Source organism: Oscillibacter sp. KLE 1745 (genome assembly GCF_000469445.2).
In the GTDB taxonomy this organism is placed as follows: domain Bacteria; phylum Bacillota; class Clostridia; order Oscillospirales; family Oscillospiraceae; genus Oscillibacter; species Oscillibacter welbionis.
In genome coordinates, this window is record NZ_KI271721.1 from 124,699 (window position 1) to 139,765 (window position 15,067).

Annotated in this window: 18 protein-coding genes; 14 read left to right on the forward strand and 4 right to left on the reverse strand. The window is 59.4% G+C overall.

Annotated elements, in window-relative coordinates; genetic code table 11:
- Position 1: 1 nt before the first annotated feature.
- From HMPREF1546_RS09055 to HMPREF1546_RS09080, 6 genes are read left to right on the forward strand one after another with little or no spacing between them, the layout of a single operon-like run.
- Positions 2–757, forward strand: coding sequence for a hypothetical protein (locus tag HMPREF1546_RS09055; protein WP_021749808.1), 756 nt, complete (start codon positions 2–4; stop codon positions 755–757).
- A 14-nt stretch (positions 758–771) separates the two neighbouring features.
- Entirely contained in the window at positions 772–1,143 is a 372-nt protein-coding gene (locus HMPREF1546_RS09060) for a hypothetical protein (RefSeq protein ID WP_021749809.1), read from the forward strand.
- Positions 1,140–1,553: a hypothetical protein gene (locus tag HMPREF1546_RS09065; RefSeq protein ID WP_021749810.1), complete on the forward strand. Its 414-nt coding sequence runs from the start codon at positions 1,140–1,142 to the stop codon at positions 1,551–1,553. The genes HMPREF1546_RS09060 and HMPREF1546_RS09065 overlap by 4 nt, the downstream gene beginning before the upstream one ends.
- Positions 1,546–2,679 carry a baseplate J/gp47 family protein gene (locus HMPREF1546_RS09070; protein ID WP_021749811.1) on the forward strand — a complete coding sequence of 378 codons (1,134 nt, stop codon included), beginning with the start codon at positions 1,546–1,548 and terminating at the stop codon, positions 2,677–2,679. The genes HMPREF1546_RS09065 and HMPREF1546_RS09070 overlap by 8 nt, the downstream gene beginning before the upstream one ends.
- 2 nt (positions 2,680–2,681) lie before the next feature.
- Positions 2,682–3,248: a hypothetical protein gene (locus tag HMPREF1546_RS09075; protein ID WP_021749812.1), complete on the forward strand. Its 567-nt coding sequence runs from the start codon at positions 2,682–2,684 to the stop codon at positions 3,246–3,248.
- A 5-nt stretch (positions 3,249–3,253) separates the two neighbouring features.
- A complete protein-coding gene (locus tag HMPREF1546_RS09080) occupies positions 3,254–4,576 on the forward strand; it encodes a hypothetical protein (protein ID WP_021749813.1) in 1,323 nt (440 codons plus the stop codon).
- Positions 4,577–5,835: 1,259 nt separating this feature from the next.
- Here the strand turns inward: HMPREF1546_RS09080 and HMPREF1546_RS09085 are convergent.
- Complete coding sequence (locus HMPREF1546_RS09085; RefSeq protein ID WP_021749818.1) at positions 5,836–6,471, reverse strand: recombinase family protein; 636 nt, start codon at positions 6,469–6,471, stop codon at positions 5,836–5,838.
- A gap of 35 nt (positions 6,472–6,506) precedes the next feature.
- Here HMPREF1546_RS09085 and HMPREF1546_RS09090 point away from each other — a divergent pair, with 35 nt between their 5' ends.
- The 4 genes from HMPREF1546_RS09090 to HMPREF1546_RS09105 all read left to right on the forward strand — a co-directional run bounded on the left by HMPREF1546_RS09090 (position 6,507) and on the right by HMPREF1546_RS09105 (position 8,786).
- The gene (locus tag HMPREF1546_RS09090; protein ID WP_021749819.1) at positions 6,507–7,163 is read left to right on the forward strand and encodes a hypothetical protein; all 657 of its coding nucleotides are present in this window, start codon (positions 6,507–6,509) and stop codon (positions 7,161–7,163) included.
- Positions 7,156–7,575, forward strand: coding sequence for a hypothetical protein (locus tag HMPREF1546_RS09095; RefSeq protein ID WP_021749820.1), 420 nt, complete (start codon positions 7,156–7,158; stop codon positions 7,573–7,575). The genes HMPREF1546_RS09090 and HMPREF1546_RS09095 overlap by 8 nt, the downstream gene beginning before the upstream one ends.
- Before the next feature lie 202 nt (positions 7,576–7,777).
- Positions 7,778–8,305, forward strand: coding sequence for a cell envelope integrity protein TolA (locus tag HMPREF1546_RS09100; RefSeq protein ID WP_021749821.1), 528 nt, complete (start codon positions 7,778–7,780; stop codon positions 8,303–8,305).
- Position 8,306: 1 nt separating this feature from the next.
- The gene (locus tag HMPREF1546_RS09105) at positions 8,307–8,786 is read left to right on the forward strand and encodes a helix-turn-helix domain-containing protein (RefSeq protein ID WP_021749822.1); all 480 of its coding nucleotides are present in this window, start codon (positions 8,307–8,309) and stop codon (positions 8,784–8,786) included.
- Between the two features lie 379 nt (positions 8,787–9,165).
- Here HMPREF1546_RS09105 and HMPREF1546_RS09110 read toward each other — a convergent pair whose 3' ends face one another.
- Positions 9,166–9,399 carry a hypothetical protein gene (locus HMPREF1546_RS09110; protein ID WP_021751871.1) on the reverse strand — a complete coding sequence of 78 codons (234 nt, stop codon included), beginning with the start codon at positions 9,397–9,399 and terminating at the stop codon, positions 9,166–9,168.
- Between the two features lie 156 nt (positions 9,400–9,555).
- Positions 9,556–10,833, reverse strand: coding sequence for a cytochrome c biogenesis protein CcdA (locus tag HMPREF1546_RS09115; RefSeq protein WP_021749826.1), 1,278 nt, complete (start codon positions 10,831–10,833; stop codon positions 9,556–9,558).
- Positions 10,834–11,015: 182 nt separating this feature from the next.
- Here HMPREF1546_RS09115 and HMPREF1546_RS09120 point away from each other — a divergent pair, with 182 nt between their 5' ends.
- From HMPREF1546_RS09120 to HMPREF1546_RS09130, 3 genes are all read left to right on the forward strand, one after another.
- On the forward strand, positions 11,016–11,534 hold the full coding sequence (locus HMPREF1546_RS09120; RefSeq protein WP_021749828.1) for an NUDIX domain-containing protein: 519 nt from the start codon (positions 11,016–11,018) through the stop codon (positions 11,532–11,534).
- A 112-nt stretch (positions 11,535–11,646) separates the two neighbouring features.
- Complete coding sequence (locus HMPREF1546_RS09125; protein ID WP_021749829.1) at positions 11,647–12,300, forward strand: TetR/AcrR family transcriptional regulator; 654 nt, start codon at positions 11,647–11,649, stop codon at positions 12,298–12,300.
- Positions 12,301–12,481: 181 nt separating this feature from the next.
- Positions 12,482–13,744, forward strand: a complete 1,263-nt coding sequence (locus HMPREF1546_RS09130; protein WP_021749831.1) for an MFS transporter — start codon at positions 12,482–12,484, stop codon at positions 13,742–13,744.
- On the opposite strand, the gene HMPREF1546_RS09135 is transcribed toward HMPREF1546_RS09130, so the two are convergent.
- Positions 13,696–14,430: a single-stranded DNA-binding protein gene (locus HMPREF1546_RS09135; protein WP_301546150.1), complete on the reverse strand. Its 735-nt coding sequence runs from the start codon at positions 14,428–14,430 to the stop codon at positions 13,696–13,698. The genes HMPREF1546_RS09130 and HMPREF1546_RS09135 overlap by 49 nt on opposite strands.
- Positions 14,431–14,470: 40 nt before the next feature.
- Here HMPREF1546_RS09135 and HMPREF1546_RS09140 point away from each other — a divergent pair, with 40 nt between their 5' ends.
- Positions 14,471–15,028: a hypothetical protein gene (locus HMPREF1546_RS09140; RefSeq protein ID WP_025544844.1), complete on the forward strand. Its 558-nt coding sequence runs from the start codon at positions 14,471–14,473 to the stop codon at positions 15,026–15,028.
- Positions 15,029–15,067 lie beyond the last annotated feature (39 nt).

Consider the following 15,067-nt stretch of genomic DNA (forward strand, 5'->3'; position numbering starts at 1 on the left):
CATGGAGACGTTGGAACTGTTCTATCCGCGGATCACCGCTCAGGCCGGGGGCTACACCTTCCAGCAGGGCATTGAGATCGAGGTCTCCTCCGCCAGGGACTCCCGCATGGATTGGGCGAAGATCCGCTTCACAGACCGCTTCAAGCCGGAGGTTACGCTCTCCCGCCTGGAGCCGGCCAAGATTCTGCTGGGTTATGGCGGCGCCTTCGATGAAGTCTTTACAGGCTATATCGCCAAGCCGTACAGCACTGGCTCCAGCGCCAATGAGATCGTGCTGAAGGACCCTATGCTGCTGTTGGAGGGACTTACCGTCAATGAGACCTTTCTGGATACGACGCCCCAGGAAGTGATCCGGTACATCCTGGCCCAGGCGGGCCTTACGGAGCTGAAGCTGGCGTCTACGGTCTATCCGGCACGGAAGCGCCTCTCCATCCGAAAACAGAGCGGCGTACAGGCGCTGGATGCCGTGGCGGCCGCCTGGGGCCTTCAAGTCCCGTACTTCTTCTCCGGCGGCATTTTTTATTGGGGCAGGCAGCCGGAGCAATCCATGATCTACACCTTTGAGGCAGGGCGGAATATCCTGAGCCTCGCCCGGCGCGGCAGCCTCTGGGATCTCGAAACCGTGTCCGCGCCCTTTGTCCGTCACTCCCACCGCGTCCAGGTCAGCCATCCCAGTATCTCGGGCGAGGTGGAGGTGGTCCGAGTCCGGCACCTCACCAACGATGAGGGCTTCATCCGGACCCATATTTACTTCTGAAGGAGGGAACCGACATGGGAAAGCAGTTGGAGCGGTTTGTCAAGGCTGTGGTCAGGGACATCCTCAAGCGGGACTATCCCTATCTGACGTCACCCGCCATCCTCCTGGCACGTGTATCCGCCGTGAAGGCCCTTTCGGATACCTACGAGACGGAGGAGCTGGATATCCACAACGATGAGGGCGGCACAAGCTATCGGGGTCATATTGTAGGCCGCTGGCAGGAGTACACCCTGACGGTGGTGGACCGCTTCGGCAGCGAGGACAGCAGCTTCCCGGCTCTGCCCGGCGTTCGCTCCAGGATACAGCTCCAGGCCGGGGCACTGGCGGCCATCGCGCTCCCCTTTGGAGATCTCACGCCGGTCATCATCGGGGAGGTGGTCCTGTGACAGGTCTGCACGACACGGACATCCGGCTGGATGAGGATGGACAGCTCACCCAGGCAGCGGATGGTGACGCCCCTCTCTGCTCCGGCATGGACTGCTTCCTGCAATCCATCATCCTGGAGGCGCAGACGCAGAAGGGCGAGTTGTTTTATGACGAGGACTTCGGCTGGAGCCTTTACGACTTCCTGCAGTCTGAAGATGATGAGATCACCCGGCTGGAGATCACGCAGCGGGTCAGGAGCGGCCTGCTCAAACGGGAGGAAATCATTCCGGACAGCGTACAGGTCCAAGTGGGGCTTATAAAGGACGCTTTTCATATTTACGGCTCTTTCCAGGCCGCGGACACGGAGGCGTCCTACAGTCTGCACATTATCATCGACCCGGTCAATCTGGAGGTGACTGTCATTGATTGACGATAAGATTTTAGATCAGGTGATCCCTGTTCCGGATCTGACGGAGCTGGCGGATCAACGGATCCAGGAGCTGTCCGACGCCGGCTTCACCATCACAAACTTCCATTCCGGCGGCGTCTTCCATACGCTCCTCATGATCGTCCTGCGCATCCAGATCGAACTTCTGGAGCTCTGCCGGACAGTCTTGAATCAGATGTTCGTGAGCCACGCTTCCGGCGCCTGGCTGGACCTGAAGATGTCCGACTACTCCAAAACCCGCAAGCTGGCGCAGAAGACCCAAGGTGTGGTCACCGTCTCCCGGACCGACACGGACGGCGAGGCGGTCAAGATCCCAAAGGGGCATATCTTCAAGAGCATCAAGGATATCAACGGCGACGAGCTGCGCTTTGTGGCCCTGCAGGAGATCACCCTCCAGAAGGGGGTGAAGTCCGTGGAGGTCCCAGTGGAGGCCGAGGTAGAGGGCGCCCGCTATAATGTTCCGGCTGGGCAGATCACCAGGACACTTACCTATCTGGGCGATGTGACCATCTCCAACAGCGCCGGCTGGATCACCCGGGAGGGCAGCGACACGGAGGACGATGAGAGCGCCAGGGAGCGCACGCTCCGATCCTGGTCCGAGCTGGCGCTCGTTCCGCTGCGGGACACCTACATCAACGTCTGCTCCGCCATCGCCGGCGTCCTCTATGTTACCGTCAAGGATCAGCACCCGAGAGGGCAGGGCACCGTCGATATCATCATCACCTCAGAGGCCGGGACGGCCACGGAGGACCTTCTGCAGCAGTGCCGGGAGGTCTGTGAGGAGATCCGGGAGCCTGATACGGATGTCCTGGTCAAGAGTGCGGAGATCGTCGCCCAGGATGTGGCTGTCATGGTTACGGTCTCCAGCGCCCTCAGCCAGGACGGCCTCGCGGAGCGTGTGCAGGCGTCCGTCACAGACCTGCTGAAGCTGCGCAACCGCGGCGACTCCCTCAATGAGCTGACCCACGCGGACATCATCCACAAGATCAAGAGCGATGTCTCCACGGTGAGAAACGTAACTGTGACCACGCCTGCGGCAGATGTCACTCTGGCTGAGGAGAAGGTCATCATGGCCGGAAAGATCACCGTCACAGTGAAAGGGGTTTGACCATGTTCAAGACCTTCGGGGAGTATATGTACACGCTGCTCTTCAGCCCCTTGCGGCGGGGCCGCCAGTCTCTGAATCAGTTTTACATCTTCTTCAAGGTGATGGGGCGGTCCTTTGACCAGTGCAAGGAGGCGCTGCTGCGGGTCCGGGAAGAGGCTTCTGTGCTCACCTGCTCGGACGCGATGCTTCCGGTCCATGGCGCGGACCGGGATATGCTCCGCCTGCAGGGGGAGACTGTGGACAACTATCGCCGGCGCCTTGCCATGAAGGGAGCGATCTCAGAGATGGCCGGGCTGAACAGCGGCATCCGCTATCTGGCTCAGGCGTTCGGCTATGACGAAGTCAACATTGAACCGGGGGAAAAGCCGGATCATTGGGCAGAGGCTACTGTCTGGTTTATCGGCGGGAATATCGTGCTGGATGACCGGACACTTCTTCTGCAGGAGTTGAACAAGATCAAGCCGGCGCGGACCCTCCTGCACCTTGCCAAGGAGCAGCGGTATGAGGCGCCCCTCTACTTGGCGGCAGCCATAGAGCGGGGCAGGCAGATGACGATTGAACAGGAGTAAGAGATATGGCATTCACAAAACTGAAGCTCACGACCTTCGGCCAGACGATCGAGGCCAAGCGGCACCAGGGCAAGGGCATCCATTTTACCCGTGTAGCTATCGGAGACGGCCTGCTGGGCAACGGCTCCATGATTAACCGCACAGAGCTTGTCAGCGAGCGGCATTCCATGCTGATCGACGGCATCCTGTCCACAGACGATGCGAAGCAGAGCGCCGTGGTCGTCACACTGGACAACAGCCAGTTTGAGGAGGGATTCCCCTACCGGGAACTCGCTTTGATGGCGCAGGACCCGGACACACAGGAGGAAGGCGTTTACCTCTATGACAATGCTGGGCAGGAGTGCGAGTACCTGGATACTCAGGATGGCGGCGTGGTGATCTATGAGCGCCTCAAGCTCCTGATCCGCGTGGAGCAGACGGAGAAGATCACCTTTGTGGCATCCGGGAATCCCCTTTATTTGAGCGCCGAGGATGTCCAGGAGATGATCCGTCAGCACAATGAGTCCGTCGACGCGCATCCGAAAAAGGCTGATCTGGGAGAGGACAATAAAGTCCTGCCGGAGCAGCTGCCGGAGATGGACGTCTCAACCGCAATGGCGGGCTTTGACACCAAAGATGCCCTGGCGGACGCGGACGGGATCGTCATCACGGACAGCGCGGCGGAAAACACTGGGAAGCGGGTGCTCTTCAGCAAGGTCAAGGAGCTGCTGGGCAAGCTGTATGTCCCGCTCACGCGGAAGATCAACACCAAAGCCCTGTCCTCGGATATCACCCTCTCAGCCGCGGACGTGGGGGCGGCTGCGGCGTCTCACACCCACGCGCTGGATGCCCTTACCGGGATCCTGCCGGTCAATAAGGGCGGCACCGGGCAGAGCTCGCTGGATGCCCTGCTGGCCGCGCTGAAGCAGGCCGGCGCCGTCCAGATCGCCACCGGCTCCTATGTAGGCACCGGCACTTATGGGGCCGATCATCCGTGCAGTTTAACGTTCGATTTTTTGCCTACCTTAATTTGGCTGTTTGGGGCCGGGTTCAGCACTATGGCTTGGAACTCACAGATGCTTGCTAACAAGAGCATTGTTTCCCCCGGAGACCTTACAATTGCCTTTCAAAAATATCCGTTCCCTTTTGAGGACGGCTATCAAAGCGGCGGCGGGGCTTATCCCTATGAGTACGTTTTGGAGTACTATGCCGCCTTCCAAAATAACACTTTGCGCTGGTACGCCAAATACACGCAGAAGAGCGGTAATAACCAGCCCGTCGAGATGGACAGCGCCGCATATCAGCTCAATGCTGCTGGGACCGAATATGGATGGATCGCATTTGGGTAACAAATCATCATCTATCCGATGGCAGCAAAGAAGAACTCCCACCCAGAGGTGTTAAACTGATACATCTCAGGCCCCAGCCTGGAATTGTATGCGTTATACCAAGAGACCGTCTTGCCGTCAGGTGATTTCTTTGCCCATAGACTATTTGCGGAATGTATATACCCAAGGCCAAATCCGGCAGTATAGTCCGTGCCGATTTTGCTTGTATCCAATACGCACAGACAGGCATCTTCGTCATGATTCTCGATCCCATTTCCGAGAGGGATATACCGGGCAGAGTTCCCTCCTGGATCCGGATTTTCATAGTATGCAAACACGAAAATTAACTTGGGCAAAAAATCGAACCTTTATCCGATAGCTAGGTAAAGACCTTCTACCCAAATACAACCCACCTATATGTTCTGTTGCCATTAAGCTGATAGTCTGCACTAGGCCCATCAGCATACCAGGAAAGATTGTTTCCAGACAGCGTGTAGTACCGGTAGTAGTCAGTGTAATAGTGAACTTGATCCTCCGATATTCCAGGCGCCCACAAAATCATGCCGCAGGAAACATAATACGTTGCACCGTTTTGCGGATAGTCGAACAATCCCTTTGTGTCAAAAACAAAAACGAGCTTAGGCGGAAAATCGAACGATTACTTAATCGCAAGGAAACTGTATTTTTGACCGCTGACATTCGCTTGATAGTATATCCCATAGCCTCCGGTTGCCTCGCTATACCAGCTGAGTTGCGTGCCCTCCAAATTAAATACCAAATTTGCGCTACCCGGATATGAAGAACTGCTGTTGAGTGACTGATCTTGGGATGTCTGCTCTGCGAGCCACAAAAAACCAGAGCCGCATGAATTGGAGTTGAATCCGCCCAACGCACTGGCTTGCTGGACAATCACCAGCTTAGGCGGAAAATCGAACCTTTATCCGATGGCAATGTAAGAATAGGTGGTGTTCAGCGCATTAAGTTGAGCGTAGGAGTCTGCTTGGAAATCCCACTTTATAGTGTTAGCGTCTTGTTTAATACCGCCATACGCTTGACCGATATCCAAACTATCTTGCCCAGGACACCAGATGAAAGAATTTCGCCAGAATCCGGCAATATTTAGTGGTGTCAATCCTGTTTGAGTCTTATAGACAATCAGGAGCTTAGGCGAAAAATCGAACGAATAAATACTGAAGTGAGCAGCGGAAAAAGAGACGCCGGCCCGCCCAAAAGCAGGCCAGCGTGCGGAAAAAGGGTTTTGTATTCTGCAACAGATTTTGTCAGCTCGCCAAATCGTTGCAATCTACGGACCGTTTTATTCCACGGGCGTCGCAAAACCGGACAAGCGTGGAGCGGTCGACCTTCAGGGCGCGGGCGATGGACGCATAGCTGTTTCCCAGGTCCAGCAGGGTTTGAATCACGTTTTCCTTGCCTGTGAGCTTGGTATGCTTGCCAAGTGCTCCTTTGGGGCGGCCCAGTTGGATGCCCTCTGCCCGTTTTCGGGCCAGAGCGTCCCGCGTCCGCTCCGAGATCAGCGCCCGCTCAATCTCTGCAGCCAATCCAAAGGCAAACGCGAGGACTTTGCTGGTGAGGTTATCGCCCAGGCGCCAGCCCTCTTTGATCGTCCAGATCCCGCACCCCTTGCCCAGGCAATACGCCATGATACTGAAGATCATGAGGAGGCTCCGGCCCAGGCGGGTGATCTCGGTGGAGATGATGGTGTCGTCGCTTGTGACGCTTTGGAGTTTTTTGCCGAGTTTGCGCTTATCAAAATGTTTCATGCCGCTCGCGGTCTCGATGATCCAGTCATCAATCTGGATCGGAGGGTTTTGGTGGGCGCAAAAATCCTCGATTGCGTACATCTGGTTTTCAACCGTCTGTTTTCCCGTGCTGACTCTGACATAGCCCAAATACATAATCAATCCTTCTTTCTATTTTTTGGAGGTGTGCCATGAAAATTATAAACACAGTTCCCTCGTCCGGTGGAAGCTACAGGATCCAGGATGATCCGTCCCGAACTTCTCCGCCCGGCGGCTACGCCAGGGTTCCGGAGGAGTTGGATTTGGCGGAATTCTACGCCGCGAAGGGATTTGTCTCTCCGAGCTTTGAGGATGACGTCATGACCGGCTATACCGTCAATCAGGAGCTGCTGGACGCCTGGAACACCGCGCATCCCGATCCGGACGTTCTGCTTGAAGCAAGGGAGCAGAAGCTCACCGAACTGTCCGCCGCCTGCAACGCCGCCATTGTCGCGGGATGTGATGTGGAACTTGCGGATGGCGTCACGGGGCACATCTCTCTGACCAGCGAGGATCAGATCAATCTTACGAATGCCGCTGCCAGTGTGAGCGCCGGTGCGGAGGAATACCCCTACCATCTGGACGGGAAACTCTGCGCCATGTACTCCGCCGCGGACATTCTGACAATGGCGCAGACAGCCACGGCCCACAAACTGTACCACACCACATATTTCAATCATTTGAAAGCATGGGTGGAGCGGAGTTCGGCGGAAGAGGCCGCCGCCATCGTATACGGCTCAGAACTGCCGGAGGATCTGGCGGCGAATATGACGGCTCTGCTGGCAGCCGCGGAGGCGTCCCATGGCTGAAAAAGCAAGTGCGCATCTGATACGCTGGGCCATGGGAGGCGTGCTGTATGGTCTGCTGGAAATTCTTTGGAGAGGCCATACGCACTGGACAATGATGCTTCTGGCAGCCATCCTCTGCATCCCTTTGGATATTGCCAACGAACATATTCCCTGGGAATTCCCTCTTTGGCTTCAGGCAGTGCTGGGCGGCACCGCGATCACCGCGGCGGAGCTGGCGGCCGGGCTGGTGCTCAATGTCTGGCTCGGCCTTGGCATCTGGGATTACTCCGGGCTTTTTGGAAATCTATGGGGCCAGATTTGCCCTCAATTCTGGGCGCTGTGGTGTCTGCTGGCCGGGCCGGTGATCGTTGCGTTTGACTGGCTGGACTACCTCTCCGGAGCAGGTGACCGCCCTAGCTACAAGTGGATTTGAGCAAAAAAACCCCCAGCTATCCAGATGGATAGTTGGGGGTGCCTTAGCTTAGATTTTCTTCTAATCCTGTCATGAGCCAACCGGGTTCGCCTTGATTTGATTAGCAGACAACGTATTTGAGGAAAAGAAATGTTGAAATATGTATTGACAATATCATATTTTATGATATAATAAAGTCATAAAGAACAAGGGGGACAAAACAATGACTACTTACCTGACTGTTGAATACGCTCCCGGCTACGGAATTTCGCTGCATACCGCCCGCCGTCTGACCGATGACGAAAAGCAAAGCTACCTCCCTGAGTACCAGGATTATATGCTGGTTGGCACAGGCAGCGATGTCGACCTGAATAACATCACATGGATCAGCCTGTATGAGTTTTTGGGCAAGAGAGCGCCGGACGGTGAGTTTGCCGGATGCAATAACCGGGCGTACATCATCACCCAGGAGCAGTGGGACACCCTGATCGCCATGAACAACGGCGTTGCAGCCAACAAGGCAGAGCAGGAGCGGAGTGCGGAAATTGCCGAGCTGGAGCAGGCAAAAGCCCACGCCGAAAAGCAGATGGTCAATGGTGAGCTCCCCGGCAAAGAAGAGGCCCGGGAAAAGGCCAAGCGTTACAATGATGTGCATAATGAAGGCGGATATGGTTATGTACCGCACTATTATTATGACGAGGAGTACAAGCGGATCTGCGCCCGTCTCGACGAGCTGAAAGGAGCAATTTGATATGACAAACAGAGAAGCGTATGTATTTGGATGGGTCTTCGGCCGGCTCAATGTGGAAGCATATCCGCAGGAGATCGGAGGGGATTTCACCCTTGCCGCTCAGCGCCCGTACACAGCACTCGCCAGAGTCATTTCCGACGCTCACCGGCTTGGCATCCTAAAGGGGGATCTCGACCGGCAGGTTGCTGAGGCGCTTTGTGAAATCACCAGCATTGACCCGCCCGTGGAGGGAGGCTCTGAAAAGTTCCAGCCCCTTGAAATGCAGGGGGCGTGGCAATTAGGCTTTTTTGCCGGTAAAGGCAAGCGCCCGCTTGCGTCTGCCGAGTTTGATATTGCCGCCGCCAGAAAGGCCAAAGGCTTGACTCAAGCCCAGCTTGCGGACGCCATGGGCGTAGATCAGGCGGTGATCTCCCGCTGGGAGAGCGGCAAGGTCAGCCCCAACGCCGAGAACCTGAAAAAACTGAAAGAACTGCTTGGGTGATCGTATGGCCGTTGTCATGCTGCCGCGGACCTGCCGCCAGTGCGGCGCCGTCTTTGATGGCGGCCCCCGTGCCTGGTATTGCCCAGATTGCCGGGCCGCTCGTCAAAAAGAATCGTGGGCCCGCTTCCGCGCCAAAGGACGAAAGGCGGATCGTCCGATAGGTAGCACGGACAAATGCTGCCGGTGCGGGAAAGAATACACTGTGCGATCCGCCCGGCAGAAATACTGTCCGGACTGCGCCTATGAGGGCATCCGGGAAGCGGATCGTCCCATGTCCCGGAAGTGGAACCAGGAACACAAAGACACATACTATCCAGCCCGAAATGCAAAGCGCCGCAAAAAGCCGGGGGAGTGCTAAGCTCCCACCGGCTTTTGCGGCTTATTGCGTCACATACCGCCCCATTTTGAGCAGCAGCAGCCGGACCGAGTTCGCCGTGAAATCCAGCGCCTTCCACCGCTCCGGACTATCAATGATCCCGGCGGCCACCAGCGCGTCCACAGCGGCCTCCAGCTCCGGGTCCGTGTCCTGGCCGCCGCAGAGGGCCAGAAACGCCTCCCAGGCGCCTGCGAAGCATTTCTTTTTTTTCTCATATATCTTGTCCGAATTTCTCAAAAAACTTGTCGCGCCACAGCCGCCGGAGCGGGCCGCGGTACGAATTTGATTCTAACACAAATTGCCGCAGGTTTACAACTTTTTTGCAAGCGCTCTCCGCAGCACGGGAAAAAGCCGCCGGAACCGCGAATGTGCGGCCCCGGCGGCCTGGATGGATCATCTGCGCTGCCCGGTCCTGGTCTGCTCCACGATGTCGTCCATGACCTCCCGGCTGACGGCGCCCTGGACGTAGCCGAAGACGTTGCCCTCCGTGTCGATCATGAATGTGGTGGGATAGGCGCTGATGCCGTACTGGTAGAAGAGCGTGCCCGTCTCGTCCATCACCACGGGATAGGTGTAGCCGTTTTCCTCCAGGAAGGCGGTGATGTCTTCGGCGCTGCCCTCCTGGCCGATATTGGGCCCGGCCACGCCCAGCACCACCAGCTCCCCGGCGTTCTCGTCCCAGTCCTCATACAGGGCCTGGATGTCCGGCATCTCCATCTTGCAGGGGCCGCACCAAGTAGCCCAGAAGTTCAGAAACACCGTCTTCCCCTGGTAGTCCGAGAGGGTGTGGGACTGGCCGTACTGGTCCGTCAGGGTGAAGTCCGGAGCGGGGACCACGGGGATCTCCTGGCTGTCCGCCCCGCTGTTCTCCTCCTGAGAATCGCCGGAGGGGGCCGCCTCTTCGCCGCTGTTCCCGGCGGGCTCTTCCTGCACCGTGCCGGAGCCGGCAGCCAGATCTGCGGAGATGCCGCCGGTGGCGCCGGTGAGGGTCAGGATGCCCATGACGATCAGCAGCACCGCGCCGATCTTCACCGTGTAGCGCACCACATTCTGGTGGGACTTGAAGAAATCCAGCACCGTGCCGGTGAAGAGTCCCACTGCCAGGAAGGGCAGTACGAAGCCCAGGGTGTACACGCCGATCAGCAGAAATCCCGCAGCGGAGGACTCTGCGGAGGAGGCCATCAGCAGGACGCTGCTGAGGGTGGGGCCCACGCAGGGCGTCCAGGCGAAGCTGAAGGTGAAGCCCATCACCAGGGCCACCGCCGGGTTCATAGCCAGTTTGTTCAGATGGAAGGGGAGGCGGTGTTCCTGCTCCAGCAGCATGGTCCGCTTGCCCAGCCCCAGCTGGTACAGGCCGAACAGCAGGATGATGACGCCGCTGGCCCGGGCGAACCACACTTGGTAGTTGTGGAAGAACTCCCCCAGGGCGGTGAGGCCCAGCCCCAGCAGGAAGAAGGCGAAGCTGATGCCCACCACGAAAAAGAGGGTATTGAGGAAGATCTTTCCCCGGGGATAGCGGCGGACGCCGTCCTCGCCCACCACAGCGGCGCCGCCGGCCAGATAGCTGACGTACAGCGGCACCAGCGGCAGCACACAGGGGGAGAAGAAGCTCAGCGCGCCCTGCAGAAAGACAGTGACGGCGGATACGCTGGTCTCAATGGAAAAGCCCATGGGGACATCCTCCTGAATATGAAGTCATGGCGCCATCATACCGGGTTTTCCAGCCGCTGTAAAGAGGGATTTGCCACATCTTCCGGGAAACACGGAAGAATCCTCTTGACAGCGGGGAGCGGGGCGGTCAAGATAAAGAGTGGAAAACAAGACCGCAACGGGCGGCAGGGAGGCACTTTGCAATGGAAATGGTGGATTTGTACGACGAGAACCGGCTCCCTCTGGGCCGGACGGCGGAGCGTTACGCCCCCAAGGGGGAGGGAGAATACCGGGTGGTGGTCCATATCTGCGTGTTCGACAGCCGGGGCCGCCTGCTGATCCAGCAGCGGTCTCGGGAAAAGGCCGTCTGGCCGGAGGCATGGGATGTGTCTGCCGCCGGCGGCGTGGATGCCGGAGAGACCAGCCGCCAGGCGGCGGAGCGGGAGTTCCGGGAGGAGCTGGGCGTGGCCCTGGACCTGACGGGAGTGCGGCCCTCCTGCACCGTGAACTTCGACGGCGGCTTTGATGACTTCTTCCTGGTGGAGCGGGACCTTGGCCTGGAGGAGCTGACGCTCCAAAAGGAGGAGGTGGCCCGGGCCCGTTGGGCGGAGCTGCCGGAAATCCTGGACATGGTGGACCGGGGGGAGTTCATCGACTATCCCAAAAGCTTTCTGGCGTTTTTGTTCGACATGCGGGGGACTTTCGGCTTCTGCACCAAATGAAGCACCGTCCGGACCGGAGCTTCAGCGCTTTTGAGAAAACGGCCTTGACAAGGAATAATAAACATGGTATAAACGAAACATACTAATAGTATGTATTGGAAGGGGGGCCGGTATGGCCCGAAACAAGCACCCGGAGGAGACGGTGGAAAAGATCCTGGCGGTCTCCGCGAAGCTGTTTATGGAAAAGGGATATGAGCACACCACCCTTCAGGACATCATTGACAATCTGGGAGGACTGACCAAGGGGGCCATCTACCACCACTTCAAGGGCAAGGAGGAGATCCTCCTTGCCATCGCGGACCGGATGGGAGAGCAGACGGAGGCCTGGATGCGGACGGTCCGGGACGATCCCGGCCTGACCGGAGCGGAGAAGCTGCAGAAGATGTTCCGGGCATCCCTGGAGAACTCGGACCAGACGGACCTGTTCGTGCTGGCGCCCAATATGCTGAAGAACCCCAAGCTGATGAGCATCCTGCTGGAGAGCATGATCGGGGAGGTCCTGCCCAACTACATGGAGCCCGTCCTGCGGGAGGCGGTGGCGGACGGCTCCATCCGGACGGACTACCCGGAGGAACTGGGGGAGCTGCTGCTTCTCCTGTCAAACGTGTGGCTGAATCCCATGATCTACCCTGCCACGCCGGAGAAGACCCGCCGCCGCATGGAGCTATACGACCAGATGCTGCGGAGCATGGGCCTGGACCTGCTGGATCAGGAGCTGTTGAATCAGTGGGAGCGATTTTGCCGCCTGTCCCAGGAACGGCTGTAAACAACAGAAGAAACTGCCCGACAGGGCAGCTTCTTTTTCACATAAATACATACCAACCAAATGTATGAAAAGGAGGAGCGTATGAGACAAACTGATCGGATCCTGCCCCAGGACCTGGCCGCCTGTCTGTGGCTGCTGGGTCTGGCCCTGCTGGCAGGAGAGAACGGGAGGAGGAATTGAGATGCGGGAAAAGCTGTTTCACCGGGACTTCACCTTGGTGGTGATTGGACAGATCATCTCCCTGCTGGGTAACGCCGTGCTGCGATTCGTCCTGCCGCTGTATCTGCTGGACGTCACCGGTTCCCGGAGCCTGTTCGGCCTGTGCTCCGCCGCGGCGTTCGTGCCCATGGTGGTGCTGACGCCCCTGGGCGGCGTGGTGGCGGACCGTCTCCATAAGCAGAGGATCATGGTGGTGCTGGACTTCTTCACCTGTGCCCTGGTGGCCCTGACGGCGCTGGCCTTGGGGCATCTGCCCCTGGTGCCGGTGCTGGTGGCGGCCATGATGTTGCTGTATGGTATCTCCGGGGCATACCAGCCGGCGGTGCAGGCCAGCATGCCCCTGCTGTGCCCGCCGGACCGGCTGGTGGACGGTAACGCCGTCATCAACCAGGTCAGCGCCCTGTCCAGCCTGCTGGGACCGCTGCTGGGGAGCCTGGTTTACGGTGCCTTCGGCGTGACACCGGTCCTGGCGGGGGCCTCCGCCTGCTTCTTTGCTTCGGCGGTGATGGAACTGTTCATCCAGATCCCCCATACGCCAAGACACACTGGAGCCAGCGTCTGGCAGACCGCCAGAGCGGATCTGGCGGAGAGCGGGACCTTCCTCCGGCAGGAACGGCCGGAGATCCTGAAGTACATCGCCCTGGTCAGCGCCTTCAACCTGCTGCTGAGCGCGCTGCTGGTGGTGAGTATGCCGGTGCTCATCAAACAGACCCTGGGGCTGGGGGACACCTGGTACGGCCTCAACCAGACCGCCATGGCGGCAGGGAGCCTGGCCGGGGGCCTGACAGCGGGACTGCTGGGTCCCCGGCTGACAGTCCGCCGGTCCTGGCTGACGCTGCTGGCCTGCGGGGTCTGCCTCATCCCCATGGGGCTCTGCCTGCTGGCAGGCGTGGGGGCTGTCGCGGCCTTTGCTGTGCTGACGGCTGCGGGCTTCGTTCTGATGGCTTGCGCCGCGCTGTTCACCGTGACCATGCTGGCCCACATTCAGGCTCAGACGCCGGCCACGCTGGTGGGGAAGGTGGTGTCTCTGCTGCTGACCGTCTCCCTATGCGCCCAGCCGGCGGGGCAGGCTCTCTACGGGGTCCTGTTGGAGCAGCTGGCCGGGGGCGAGGGCTGGGTGCTGCTGGGCGCGGCCTGCGGGGCCATGATCGTCGCTGCGGCGGCCCGGCGGGTGGCTTACTCTGCCGCCTCCTGCTCCAGCAGATGCATGGCGGAGACCTCGTAGGCCACCCGTTCCTGGGCGGTGCCGTCCTCCAGGACCTTGCGGTAGGTCCGGCTCTGGACCCGGCCTTCCAGGCTGAGCGTGTCCCCCACCTGGAGCCGGGCCGCCTGGACCGCCAGCTGTCCCCAGGCGATCACCGGCAGATAGTCCGCCCGGCCGTACCGGCGGCTCACCGCCAGCATCAGGTCGCAGATGCTGCGGCCCAGAGGGGTGCGGCGGAAGATGGGGGGCTTGCACAGGGCGCCGGAGAGCAGAATGCGGTTGCAGGGCTCTCCGGACCCGGGGTCCATGGCCTGGGCATACACCGTCAGCACCAGCCGATTCCCAACGCCGGAGCGGTTGTTGAAGGACCGCAGCTGCCCCCGGACCCGGAGCGGGTCCTCCAGCCGCACCGCGGTCAGCAGGGCCTCCGGCACCAGCACCGGCAGCGTGTCCGGAGTGCCGGAGAGCCGGGGTACCTGCAGGGGAAAGCGATAAAACCGGGTGCCGTGGTTTTCATGGGAGAGTGCAGGCGCCTCCAGAGCAATCCCCTCCAGCAGCACCTCGTTGCGGGTCTGAGTCGTCATGTTGTCCACCTCTCGGTCGTGATGGTACACCTTATGAGAGCCGCGGCCGGGATAGACCTGAAAATCCCCGGCGGCGGAACAGGTCCTTGCCTCCGGGGCGGAATGCGTATATAATAAAGCCATGAATCCGGCGGCCACCGCCGTTCCACAAGGAGGGGAAGCGATGAAAGCCATCGTCTACACATCCCAGACCGGGCACACCCAGCGGTATGCCCAGATGCTGGCGGAAAGGACCGGCGTGCCGGCATACAGCCTGAAGGAGGCCGGAAAGAGCTTGCGGCGGGGCGAGGAGATCTTCTACATGGGCTGGCTGATGGCCGGCACGGTGAAGGGCCTCCAGAGCGCCATGGACCGCTATACCATCCGGGGGGCAGCCATTGTGGGGGTCTCGCCTCAGGGGAACGGCGACCTCTGGACCGAGGCCCGGATCAACGGGGGATACAGCGACAGCGGCGGGCGGCTGTTCTATCTCCAGGGCGGCTACGCGCCGGAGAAGCTGGGCTTTTTCTATCGCATGATGATGAAGCCCATGGCCGGCTCCGTTGTCCGTCAGGTGCAGGCCCGGGGAGAGGCCGCCACGGACCAGGAGCGCCGGATGGCGGAGATCTTTCAGCACGGCGGCGACTTTGTCCGGGAGGAGGCGCTGGATGAGATCGTCCGCTGGTTCCGGGAGGGCCCCCACGACGGAGAGGTGAAAGCGGTCCCCAGCGTGGACATTTGAACCTGACGAAAAAGGCCCCGGCTGTCCAAAAGGACAGCC